The organism is Photobacterium damselae (assembly GCF_003026815.1).
GTDB classification, from domain to species: Bacteria; Pseudomonadota; Gammaproteobacteria; order Enterobacterales; family Vibrionaceae; genus Photobacterium; species Photobacterium damselae.
The window spans coordinates 72,902-85,459 of sequence record NZ_PYOG01000009.1 but is presented as its reverse complement, the minus strand read 5'-3'; the positions used below and the strand labels follow the sequence as shown (position 1 = coordinate 85,459).

At 42.9% G+C, this 12,558-nt stretch carries 11 protein-coding genes; 5 read left to right on the top strand and 6 right to left on the bottom strand.

The genetic code is table 11. From position 1 onward, the window contains the following. Nucleotides 1-227: 227 nt before the first annotated feature. On the top strand, nt 228-1,238 hold the full coding sequence (locus tag CTN07_RS10545; protein ID WP_005301051.1) for a peptidoglycan DD-metalloendopeptidase family protein: 1,011 nt from the start codon (nt 228-230) through the stop codon (nt 1,236-1,238). Nucleotides 1,239-1,352: 114 nt separating this feature from the next. Here CTN07_RS10545 and radA read toward each other — a convergent pair whose 3' ends face one another. Continuing rightward, on the bottom strand, nt 1,353-2,741 hold the full coding sequence (gene radA / locus CTN07_RS10540; RefSeq protein ID WP_005301055.1) for a DNA repair protein RadA: 1,389 nt from the start codon (nt 2,739-2,741) through the stop codon (nt 1,353-1,355). Nucleotides 2,742-2,835: 94 nt separating this feature from the next. Between radA and CTN07_RS10535 the strand changes: the two genes are divergently transcribed. From CTN07_RS10535 to CTN07_RS10525, 3 genes are all read left to right on the top strand, one after another. Continuing rightward, nucleotides 2,836-5,190, top strand: a complete 2,355-nt coding sequence (locus CTN07_RS10535) for a PilZ domain-containing protein (protein WP_005301059.1) — start codon at nt 2,836-2,838, stop codon at nt 5,188-5,190. 88 nt (nt 5,191-5,278) lie between these two features. After that, on the top strand, nt 5,279-5,626 hold the full coding sequence (locus CTN07_RS10530) for a type II toxin-antitoxin system RelE/ParE family toxin (RefSeq protein WP_036764377.1): 348 nt from the start codon (nt 5,279-5,281) through the stop codon (nt 5,624-5,626). Between the two features lie 2 nt (nt 5,627-5,628). Next, nucleotides 5,629-5,931, top strand: coding sequence for a helix-turn-helix domain-containing protein (locus CTN07_RS10525; RefSeq protein WP_036764379.1), 303 nt, complete (start codon nt 5,629-5,631; stop codon nt 5,929-5,931). Nucleotides 5,932-6,093: 162 nt separating this feature from the next. Here CTN07_RS10525 and serB read toward each other — a convergent pair whose 3' ends face one another. Further along, entirely contained in the window at nt 6,094-7,095 is a 1,002-nt protein-coding gene (gene serB / locus CTN07_RS10520) for a phosphoserine phosphatase (RefSeq protein ID WP_005301064.1), read from the bottom strand. 191 nt (nt 7,096-7,286) lie between these two features. On the opposite strand from serB, the gene CTN07_RS10515 reads away from it, so the two are divergent. After that, on the top strand, nt 7,287-7,901 hold the full coding sequence (locus CTN07_RS10515) for a YtjB family periplasmic protein (RefSeq protein WP_005301066.1): 615 nt from the start codon (nt 7,287-7,289) through the stop codon (nt 7,899-7,901). 125 nt (nt 7,902-8,026) lie between these two features. Here the strand turns inward: CTN07_RS10515 and deoD are convergent, their stop codons facing one another. From deoD to deoC, 4 genes are all read right to left on the bottom strand, one after another. Then, nucleotides 8,027-8,752 carry a purine-nucleoside phosphorylase gene (deoD, locus tag CTN07_RS10510; protein ID WP_005301070.1) on the bottom strand — a complete coding sequence of 242 codons (726 nt, stop codon included), beginning with the start codon at nt 8,750-8,752 and terminating at the stop codon, nt 8,027-8,029. A gap of 144 nt (nt 8,753-8,896) precedes the next feature. Then, nucleotides 8,897-10,117, bottom strand: coding sequence for a phosphopentomutase (gene deoB, locus CTN07_RS10505; protein ID WP_005301073.1), 1,221 nt, complete (start codon nt 10,115-10,117; stop codon nt 8,897-8,899). Between the two features lie 10 nt (nt 10,118-10,127). Beyond that, nucleotides 10,128-11,459, bottom strand: coding sequence for a thymidine phosphorylase (gene deoA / locus CTN07_RS10500; protein WP_005301076.1), 1,332 nt, complete (start codon nt 11,457-11,459; stop codon nt 10,128-10,130). 261 nt (nt 11,460-11,720) lie between these two features. After that, nucleotides 11,721-12,497 carry a deoxyribose-phosphate aldolase gene (gene deoC / locus CTN07_RS10495; RefSeq protein ID WP_005301079.1) on the bottom strand — a complete coding sequence of 259 codons (777 nt, stop codon included), beginning with the start codon at nt 12,495-12,497 and terminating at the stop codon, nt 11,721-11,723. Between the last annotated feature and the right edge of the window lie 61 nt (nt 12,498-12,558).

Here is a 12,558-nt window from a genome sequence, read left to right as displayed (position 1 = left end):
CTAAGGGTGGCAATCGCTGCCCTTTTTTACGCCAATTACTCTTAACGTCATTCTCTATTCTTCACCTTTTTAAACAGCCAGTTACGAGTGTTTACACTAATTTTCACGGTAAAACATAGTCAAAAGGCATATTTTCGCTTAAAATTCCGCCTCTTTTCATTTATGAGAAATACGGCATCCATATTTGATCTATGATGCTAATGAACCGAAAATTGAGCTGAAGTGGTATGAGTAAAGCGAATAAATCCGTTAACAACAAAGCGCCAATACGCAAGCTAAAACAAGAAAAGCCACGCGATAACAAGCCGTTGATTATGGCTGGTGCGGGGTTTTGTGGTACGTTGTTTGCTCTACTTTGCTACGGCACTTTTACGCTTTATCAAGACGCTTATGACAATAATCAGCAGTTAGATTTATTAAATCGCCAAGCACAGGAATTGGCCGCCTCTTTAAATGAAGAGAGCGAGATGAATCAAAAACTTAATGCAGAGCTTGAAAGCAAAAATGAGTCGCTTGAACATTTAAATCAACGCTTAGACGATATGGAAACTGTGCTGGGGTTACAAACGGATGGCGAAAACCCTTATACGCTAGAGCAACATATTGATTCCGCAGCGATAGATTCTGCAGTACGTGCCACCTTGTTTCGTCTGATCCCAAATGGAATGCCAACTCCCGAGCATATTCAGCTCACCTCAGGCTTTGGTACTCGTGTTCACCCGATTACGAAAAAACGTCGCAGTCATAATGGGCTTGATTTCGCAGCCAAAATTGGCACACCGATTTATGCCCCTGCCGATGCGGTTATAGAGCAAGCCCGTTCTAGCAATTCAGGCTATGGTAATCATTTACAGCTAAACCATGCGATGGGCTTTATCTCTACTTACTCACATTTAAGTAAGTTTAATGTAAAGCGTGGGCAGTTTGTTCGTAAAGGGGATCTCATTGGTTGGACAGGTAATACCGGACTGTCAACGGGGCCTCATTTGCATTATGAAATCCGCTTTTTAGGTCGACCACTCAACCCTAAAGCCTTTGTTAAATGGACGCCTGAAAACTTCGACTCGCTGTTTGCAAAAGAAAAAAGTGTGCAATGGGCTTCTTTGCTCAATATGATCAATGGCATGGTGGGAATGCAGGTACAACTCACCCATGATGACAGCACAAAAGGCCTAACAACGGCACAAGTGACTCATGAAACGTCCGAGCAAGATGATAATAAAAGTCAAACCAAATAAGCTGATAGCAGACTCAAATAGCGACTAAAAAATAAGAGCTCATCTTCTACTATGACCCTAATTAACGGTTATGTAGAGAATATGAGCTCTTTTTAATGGCTAGTTGGCAAGTGTTTATTTGGCAACACGCTCAAAGGCTTCGAGCGCTTCTTGCAGATCTTCTACCGGAATAATTTCAATCCCCGGGATCTGGCGACTGGCATTGGCTTTGGGTACAACAGCGCGAGTAAAGCCTTGTTTTGCAGCCTCTCGAATACGCTCTAAACCATTTGCAGCCGGGCGAATATCACCATTTAGGCCGATCTCACCAAATACAATCACATCTTGAGGGATCGGAGCGTTTTTGAAGCTAGAGAAAATCGATAACAATACCGCTAAATCCGCCGATGTCTCTTCAATACGAATACCCCCCACACAGTTGACGAAAATATCCATATCCGATAAGCGTACTCCACCATGACGAGCTAATACCGCAGTCGACATTGCCAAGCGATTAGAATCATAACCTACGGTCAAACGACGAGGATTTTCCGTCACCGATTGATTACATAGAGCCTGAATTTCCACCAGCAAAGGACGCGTACCTTCCCATAATGTGGTGCATGTCGAGCCCGGATGATTCTTATTAGAACGACTTAAGAAGATAGCCGATGGGTTCTTAACCTGCTTCATGCCTTGCTCGGTCATCGCAAAGAAGCACGACTCACTATCGGAGCCAAAACGGTTTTTCGACGTACGTAAGACTCGGAACTTTTCATCAGCTGTAGATGAGAGCGCAAACAAGCCATCAACAATGTGAATAAGCTGCATAGGACCCGCTACATTAGAATCTTTATTGATGTGACCGATGATCAAAAATGTCACTTCATGAGTTTTCGCATAACGGGTGAGCGCCGCTGCAGATTCTTTAACTTGGCTTGGGCTACCTGCAGCAGAATCGTTATGTGCCACCGTCATGGTCTGAATTGAGTCGATAATCACAAAGTCTGCTTTTTGCTGTTCAATCAGATTAATGACCTGCTCAACCGATGTTTCGGCAACCACATTAATGCGATCAAGGTTTGGCGTACCTAAGCGTTTTGCACGCTGTGAAATCTGATGAATCGATTCCTCGCCCGAAACATACAGAGCCGACTTATGAGCAGCCACAGCGCCAATACTTTGCAATAACAGGGTAGATTTACCAGCGCCAGGGTCACCACAAAGCAGCAATACCGAACCTGGCACCACGCCACCACCAAGAACTCGGTCTAGCTCACTGATACCAGAGCTAAAACGTGGTACATCTTTACTCTCAACATCAGACAGCTTTTGAACTTTACTTGGTGCACCCGCGTAACCACCGCTAGCACTGCCTGCTGCGCCTATTGCTGATTTTGTTTTCGGGATTGTAAACTCAGTAATGGTATTCCAAGCGGCACAGGCACTACACTGGCCCTGCCAACGCGGGAAATCTGCACCACAATCGCTACATACATAAGCTCGTTTTGCTGCTTTTGCCATTCTCTACCTTAGTTGATTTTTTGACGATCAAAGCCTTAAGTTTTGACGTCTTCGGTCGATATTACCGATAGATATTTTGGATATAGAAATTACCATGCAGCCAGTGCACGATAAAGGTCTTCTCGAACAATTAGTTTCACTCTACCACGATGGTGACTTTGAACCTATGTTCGAAATGCTCACTCAAGATTTTAGTGGCCCTCAAAAGCTGCAGTTAAAAATTGAACTGCGCCAACTTATGATGCCCATTAATAAAGAAATTGATTTGCGCGGTAGAGTGAAAGGGGAATGTCGCCCTTATTACCTTAATGAGCGTCAGCACTGGCTCGATGATGTGGCGTTGAATATTTATCATCAGCGTATTCAGCACTATGGTGGGGTTTTATGTTATGGCCTTTACCAAGAGATTATTCACAGCCGTAATAGTTTTCGGGTTTTACACAAACAACAAACCGAAACTAAACCGCCACAAGAACCCACTCAACTACTCGACCCTTTTGCGGTTAATATGATCCGTTTTGGTCACTATTTAAGCCGTGAAGAACACCGTGTCCAGATCTCAACTCAAGTAACGCTAGTAACCGATAAACAACAGACCATTCATGGTAATAGTTATGATTTATCATTTTCTGGAGCAAAAATTAAAGTTCCTGCTGCGTTTCATTATCAATTAGGAGAGGTCATTGCCCTTACCTTTCCGATATTGGCAGAGAAATTAAATGACGATCGACTCAATCAGAGTATGTATTACCGAGTTCTTGCCATTGATGATATTGCCGAGAATCAAAGCAGCAAATGGTTACGCCTAACCACAACTCAAGATAATTTAGCCCTAAAAGAAGCGATCCTAAAAATTAAACAGGTGGCGGCTCATTCACGAGATGATCATCAAGATAAGTTCATTCGAGCTCGAACCAAGGGGTATGAGCATTGCTACTTAAAGCACTCAACAGGCCTGCCTTTATTTTTTAGTCAGCAGCAATTGAGCTATGCCCTACTAACAGAGCACAACCGTCACCTTTGGCACTACTGGCATGATGAACGTAATCTGCCGAATATCAATCACCTGCTAAATCCACAGCGGATGGCCATGTTGACCAAGCACGGGTTATCACACAGTAGAACGTTAATTTATAGCTTTTGCCACCAGCATGAAGGTAAAAGCTATTTCTACTCAGCGTGCTTGCCAGAAATGAGTCTAGAACAGCGCCGTCTATTTTGGCATTTAGGTGCAGCAAGAGATAGTTGGCGAGTCTGGCAACTGACGCTTTCCCCATTGCAGGGAGAAGATCTTGCTCAACTTAATGAGCTGGCGCCCGATCAGACTCAGGAATATCAAAATTTCACTCACATTGCGCTGTTGCAAGATCTCACCGATACTCACGCTCAGCAGGATTATCGTTTAACCTTAAAGCCCAATGCCTCAGCAAAAATTTTACAGCCATTTCGCCATCAAAGAGATCCTATTTGCCAAGCATCGGCCATCTTGTTTGATCCTCGCCCTCAACGGAGCGAAGAGCGCTTTACTTATCAAACTGAGCTAACGATATCGCATGAAACCGGTTCTTTTTCAGGTTGTACAGTTGATTTTTCAACTAAGGGATTAAATATCCAATTAGCCTCACCTTTGGTTGCCAAACGAGATGATGAAATAGCAATTAGCTTTCCTCAGTTACAGCAAAAAAATAAGCAATTACCACTATCGGATCTTAGGTATCGCATAGTACGAATCAATGCAGAAGGTACCAATCTACAAGCTCAATTACTGGATATTGTCTGTAATATCAAAGGGGAAAGCTGCTTAAAAAATATCGTTAAGCATAATGCAAAACACTTGGCTGTTTGTGAAGAAGATCGACCTCAACATGTTCTATTACAAGCTATGCATCAACTGCTTCTCACTCGATTAGACAGCGTGCCGTACTTTGTTGAAAAGCTGGAACATAAACTAACAGTTACCAGTATTGGTTGTAATATTCCTCTGCCAAGTTTAGCTAAGTTATTTCAGCAATTTTCTCATACTCAGCAGCCGAATGGATTTTCTCTTGCCCCAATCTTTAAGGGTCGAGTACAAACTATGCTAGCAAAGACTCTGCGCCCTGTTGCTATCACAAAACCATACAGCCATGAGCTTTATCTGCATTTGGTTCATCAACAAGGGAAAACGCAATGTGTCGCATCATGGTTATTACAAGAGTTTGAATCCACTCAAGCCAGAATTACTTTTATTGAACATGCACGTAGCCATGGGGAAATAAAAGTGCTACGCATTACTGCCGCCCCCATCTTTGATTCGATGACATTATTAACCCAACAAAAGCTGAGTGAACTGGCCAGACTCACCCTACACCGCGCCCGAGGACTGGAAAACGAATTCTCAGCGTTAGTCGGATGCGGAGAGATTTTTGATATCACAGATGAAGTACTGGTTCGTTTAGCCATTAGCTAGTAGCTAGATTTTGCCTATTGCTAAACTCTGGATGGTTTCTGTGATAGGCTAAGTATAGATTATAATCTATAATAGGCGTAACGGATTAATGTGGACAGTTATCACGACAGACTTATTTGATCAGTGGTTTGATTCGCAATCTGATGATACTCAAGAAAAAGTATTAGCAGGCTTGGTTGCATTACAAAGAGGAGGTCCGACGATTGGCCGTCCTCTTGTTGATACAGTTAATGCATCTAAATATGGCAATATGAAAGAGCTGAGAGTACAACACCGAGGGGAACCAATAAGAGCTTTTTTTGCATTCGACCCTTTACGCCAAGCCATTGTCCTCTGTGCTGGCAATAAAGGTGGAAATGAAAAACGCTTTTATAAACAAATGATCCCCCTTGCCGATCTTGAGTTCACAAAGCATCTTGAAGAATTGGAGAAATAACTATGGCTAGAAATTTAAATGATATGTTGGCATCTCGTTCTCAAGAAAGCCAAGACCGTATTGCTGAAATGGCTGATGAAATGTTACTAGAGGTTCAATTTCAAGCTATCCGCGAAGAGCTAGAGATTACTCAAGCAGAACTTGCCCGTAATATGGGGATTAGCCAACCATCTGTTGTTGCTATTGAGCAGCGAGGAAACGATGTAAAGCTATCAACCATTAAGCGTTATATTGAAGCAATGGGAGGTAAAATGAGTATCAATATTGAGTTACCAACGGGTAAGCATGTTGGGTTTAATATTTAGCAGTTACTATGAGCTACAAATTAGTTGTAGCTCAATATATTTTAGTATCTAGTGCCTTTAGCAATATTATCTCTAACCAAACGAATTCATCCAATCGACTCCGCTCCTAACTTTAAAAATACCGCACTATCAACTAGAAATAGCCTTCATTCCTACCTCTGTTTACTTTTCGATATTTTGACAACAACTCTGGTTTTTCCACGATAAATGATGTGGAACCAAGCTGGCCGATAATATACACAACACAGCACCTAATGAACCATAATTAATGGCGGTTTGCGCCTGTTGCTGAACTTTAGGCTTGGCATGAAACGCAATACCAAGGCCTGCAGCTTTCATCATCGCCAAGTCATTTGCACCATCACCAATTGCGACCGTATTATGAGGTTCAATCTCAAACTGCTCACTTAATTGATGTAAGTAATACGCTTTGGCATCGGCATCAACCACACTTCCTACTACTTCCCCAATTAGTTTACCGTCTTGAATTGCTAACTGATTGGCATAGACACCATCTAAATCCAGCATCGCTTTAAGTTGATCAGCAAAGTAGGTAAAACCACCCGAGGCAATTGCGACTTTCCAACCAAAAGCTTGTAGCGTTCGTACCAGTTCAATCAGTTCAGGCATCAAAGGTAATTGCTCTAGCACTTGCGCTAAAATGGCTTCATCAGCACCTGAAAGTGTCGCAACCCGTTGACGCAAACTCTGCTCAAAGTCTAACTCCCCTTGCATGGCTTGTTCGGTAATGGCAGAAACCAACTCTCCTGTCCCTGCTAATTTCGCAATCTCATCAATACATTCCATTTCAATGGCGGTGGAATCCATATCCATCACCACCAAACCCGGTTTATTAAGCTCAGGGAGATCTTTGGTTAACGCAAAATCACACTCAGCACGATAAACAGCAGCTTTGATTGGATCGCTAAGATCATTTTTGATCAGCAGAACATCGTAATCCCCGACCTGCCAAGCGGCGACCAACTGCAATCTTTGTTGAGCCCATTCTTCAATAAGAGCAATACGCAATGATGAGAGATCTTGGCCAAATAAGATCCACTGTCCTTGCTGTTTATCACGTAACGAGGCTTGTTGTAATTCAGGAAAGCGACGGTATAAAGCCGCATGTTTTTTAATTTTCAAAGGAGATAACGATAATTCCATGGGTTTCCTTATCCATTGATATCGAATGAGGTATATGTCCTTTCTCTACGTTAAAGAGCTGTTAACAAAAGTGCAAGCGGAAAGGGGGTATTTAAACTCAATTTGTGCTGATTTTTTACTCAACTGCTCCTTGAGACAAAAAATCATGTAGAATGAGCCGCAATTAAAACAAATAGCGAATAACACTGCTTATGTGGAAACTGAACAAATCTCGCTGGCCACGGTTTAAGCAACTCGGCGTCTTGCTGTTTAGCTTAATCGGTGTGATTGGCATGTTGGAATATGGCGCACGCCTTACCCAAGATAATTATGAGATGCTTGGCGAACAGACGCAGGCGCTTTCTCGTATTTTAGTTCGTCAAGCGGCAGAAACGGCAGCTCCCGATATTTTGGATAATGACCAAGATAAATTACAAGATTTGGTGCAACAGCTTTCTAAAGAACCGCTCATTTTAGATGCCAGTGTTTATAACTTAGAAGGTCAAACCTTGGCAAAAACAGAAGGCTCAATGCCCCTTGAACAGGTCACAGGCCTTTCAACACCTTTAGCGGTGGCAAGCATTGGCCGTCAGCAGATTGTGGAGCCTATTTTCTCAGATCAGCATATGGTGGGTTTTTTACGCATCACCTTAGAGCACGATAAGCTATTGGCTCATGCAAGCAGTCAAATTGAATATATGACAACGATCATTCGCGGCTTAGTGATCTTTGCCATTGGCTTAGGATTCTTACTGGCGTTTACTTTTGGCCGTCGTAAAGATATCTGGCACTTTCCATTTTTGATGACGGCAAACAGTAAAGAGTAAACCACGCTCTCGTTTTACCTCACACGAAAGACATATATCAAGGACCAACAATCAATAGATATCAAAAAAGGGCTTGCTCAATAACCAGAGCAAGCCCTTTTACTTAGGTGTAAATAAATCAGCGATTATGCTTCTTCTTTATCACCGATAAGTACAGATTCTAGAGCGATTTCCATCATTTCGTTAAATGTTAGCTGACGCTCTTCAGACGTAGTTGCTTCGCCTTTTAGGATGTGATCCGATACAGTACAGATAGTTAGCGCTTTAGCACCAAACTCTGCTGCTAGACCGTAGATACCAGCAGCTTCCATCTCCACACCTAGGATGCCGTATTTGTCCATAGTTTTGAAGAAATCGAAATCTGGGTTGTAGAATAGATCTGCTGAGAATAGGTTACCTACGCGAACTTTAATGCCCTTCGCTTTTGCCGCTTCAACTGCATTTTGTACCATGCCGTAATCTGCCAGCGCTGCAAAGTCATGACCACCGAAACGCATACGGTTTACTTTAGAGTCTGTTGATGCACCCATACCGATCACAACATCACGTAGATTTACGTCGTCACGAACCGCGCCACAACTACCCACACGGATGATCTTCTTAACACCAAAGTCTTTTACTAGCTCTGTTGCATAGATAGAACATGATGGGATACCCATACCGTGGCCCATTACAGAGATACGACGACCTTTGTAAGTACCAGTATAGCCATACATATTACGTACGTTACATACTTCTTTGATATCTTCTAGGAAAGTTTCTGCGATGTACTTAGCGCGTAGTGGGTCACCTGGCATCAGAACTACGTCTGCGAAATCACCCATTTCTGCATTAATATGTGGAGTAGCCATAGTTGTGTCCTTTTCCTGATTAGTTACGAATCTTATTCGCAATTTGTTGTAAATAATGGCGTTAATTTACTGTGGTAGTTATCTATTTCAGTGATAACCACCACACAATGCATCATTAACCTATCGACTGAAAAAATCAATCAATTAAAGAAACGATTTACCGAATTCCATGTCGCTAGTGCCAAAGTACTGTGCCAATGATTGACCAATATCGGCAAATGTTGCACGGCGACCTAGAGAGCCCGCTTTAATTTGTGGGCCATAAACAAGAACTGGAATGTGCTCACGAGTATGATCAGTACCAGGCCATGTTGGATCGCAACCATGGTCTGCGGTGATCAATAGAACATCATCATCTTGAAGCAGTTCTAGGATTTCAGGTAAACGCTTGTCGAAATACTCAAGTGCAGCAGCATAACCTGCCACATTACGGCGGTGACCGTATGCTGAGTCAAAATCAACAAAGTTTGTAAATACGATGGTGTTATCACCCGCTTGTTTGATCTGCTCAAGTGTTGCTTCAAACAGAGCTGGAATACCTGTAGCTTTCACTTTCTTAGTGATACCGCAACCTGCATAGATATCAGAGATCTTACCAATAGAAACCACTTCACCTTGTTTTTCATCAACCAATTTTTGTAATACGGTTGCTGATGGTGGCTCAATAGATAGGTCACGACGGTTACCAGTACGTTCAAATTGACCTTTACCCGCACCGATAAATGGACGCGCGATAACACGGCCAATATTGTAATCTTCAAGCTCTTCACGAACGATCTGACACAATGTCATTAGATTATCTAAACCGTAAGTCTCTTCGTGACAAGCGATTTGGAATACTGAGTCAGCTGAAGTGTAGAAAATTGGCTTACCTGTTGCCATGTGCTCTTCACCAAGATCATCCAGTACTTGAGTACCAGATGCGTGGCAGTTACCTAGGTAACCTGGAAGATTGGCACGCTCAACGATGCGATCAAGTAGCTCTTGAGGGAAGCTGTTGTTGTGCTCTTTAAAGTAGCCCCACTCAAACAATACCGGCACACCTGCAATTTCCCAGTGGCCAGATGGAGTATCTTTACCAGAAGAAATTTCTTGTGCGTGGCCGTATGCACCCACAATCTTAGCATTTGGATCTAGGCCTTCAGGGAAGTAGCCTGATGACTCTTCACACGCTTTACCTAAACCCAGTTTATTCAAATTAGGAAGATGCAACGGACCACTACGTTCGCCATTGTCAGCTTCACCGCGAGCACAAGCTTGTGCAATGTGGCCAAGGGTGTTAGCACCAACATCGCCAAATGTTGCTGCATCTTCTGTTGCACCGATACCAAATGAATCAAGAACAAGAATAATTGAACGTTTCATAATCACTCCATTAAACATCTTCAGGGCGAATGCGAGCGTATACTTCCGGTGTTGCTTGTGGTTTTTCATCAGCAATAGTGATGTTAGCGCGAACGGCTTTTGCTGCTTCTTCCCACTGAGCTTCAGTGCGAGCATGTACCATAGCAAGAGGCGTATCTGCGTAAACTTCATCACCAAGACGAATCATATCAGCAAGGCCTACAGCATAATCAATGGTATCTGCCGCAACGCGACGACCACCACCCATGCCAACTACAGCCATGCCTAAACCACGAGTATCCATCGCACTCGCAAAACCAGTTTTCTCTGCAAATACTGGTTTAATAATTTCTGCAGTATCTAGGTAGTTGTTATAGTTTTCAACAAAATCTAATGGACCACCTAGGCCTGCGACCATTTTACCAAAACATTCGGCTGCTTTACCGTTGTCCAGTACAGCTTGTAGCTTAGTACGAGCTTCAGCTAAATCTTGTGCTAAACCACTTATCACTAACATTTCAGCACATAGCGCCATCGTTACTTCATACAAACGAGGGTTACGGTATTCGCCAGTTAAGAACTGAACCGCTTCACGTACTTCTAATGCGTTACCTGCAGTTGACGCCAATACTTGGTTCATATCAGTCAATAGTGCTGTGGTGCGAGTACCTGCACCATTAGCTACAGCTACGATAGATTTTGCTAGTTCTTCTGATTTTTCGTACGTAGGCATAAACGCACCAGAACCCACTTTGACATCCATTACTAGGGCATCAAGACCAGCAGCCAGTTTCTTCGACAAAATCGATGCTGTGATAAGTGAGATATTATCAACGGTCGCGGTTACATCACGAGTTGCGTAAACACGTTTGTCGGCTGGCGCTAAATCACCTGTTTGACCGATAATCGCCACACCCGCATCTTTTGTTACCTGACCAAACACTTCGTTGGTTGGGGTAATGTTGTAACCAGGAATTGATTCTAGTTTATCTAATGTACCACCAGTGTGACCTAGGCCACGACCTGAAATCATTGGAACATAACCACCGCATGCTGCCACCATAGGGCCAAGCATTAGAGAAGTTACGTCACCGACACCACCTGTTGAGTGTTTATCAACAATTGGGCCATCGAAATTCATGTGGCTCCAATCGATAACCATACCAGAGTCACGCATTGCACAGGTTAGCGCAACACGCTCAGCCATGGTCATATCATTAAAGTAGATAGCCATTGCAAATGCTGCGATTTGACCTTCTGATACCGTATCTTTTGCAACACCTTGAATAAAGAAATTGATCTCTTCTTTTGTTAGTTCGATGTTGTCACGTTTTTTACGAATGATTTCTTGTGGTAAGTACATAATAAAATCCCGTTATTTGCCGTTATTGGTGCTCTATCTTGAGGGTAAAGATAGAAATAATTATTCATCTGGGTGGTGATTTCTGACGTTTTTTTCATCACCGATACTGCAAAATAACGAATTTCAGGTGCAGAAAAGGAAGACACGTATTATTCGCGCCATTCAAAACCAGTTTATTGAATAATTATGAAACGAAGAGTTGGAGCCGATGGCCTGCACATCACAGACCATCGTAACCTTGCGACAAGTCGCAGACAGCGATTAGTAACCGCCTTCTGCTGCCTTCTCACCTTCACCTAGAGTGTGAAGTAGGTTTGCAAGTAGGCTTGATGCACCAAAACGGTAGTGCTTGTTATCAGCCCAATCAGAACCGAAGATACGATCTGCCATGTCTAGGTAGATTTGTGCATCTTCTGCAGTGCGAACACCACCAGCAGGTTTAAAACCAACTGTTTTCTCAACACCCATAGCTTTAATCACGTTTAGCATGATTTCTGCGTATTCAGGTGTTGCGTTTTCAGCCACTTTACCCGTTGAGGTTTTGATAAAATCAGCGCCTGCTTTGATTGAGATTTCAGAAGCTTTCTTAATTAGCTCTTCAGTTTTTAGCTCGCCTGTCTCGATGATCACTTTAAGTTGAACATTATCGCCACATGCTGCTTTACACTGCTTAACAAGCTCAAAGCCTACTTCTTCGTTACCAGCCATTAGAGCACGGTATGGGAATACTACGTCTACTTCATCTGCACCGTAAGCTACGGCTGCTTTAGTTTCAGCAACAGCAATTTCGATATCATCATTACCGTGCGGGAAGTTAGTTACTGTCGCAATACGGACTTCAGGTGTACCTTGCTCACGTAGCTGCTTCTTAGCAACTGGAATAAAACGAGGGTAGATACATACTGCTGCTGTGTTACCTACTGCAGTTTTGGCATTCTTACAAAGCTCGATAACTTTTGCGTCAGTGTCGTCATCGTTCAGTGTAGTAAGATCCATTAATTTAAGTGCACGTAGTGCAGCAGCTTTTAAATCGCTCATGACTATCTCCAGTCCAGTTAATTTCTAACAAGCTATAGATTCCTGCTCTATTTGCTCGACG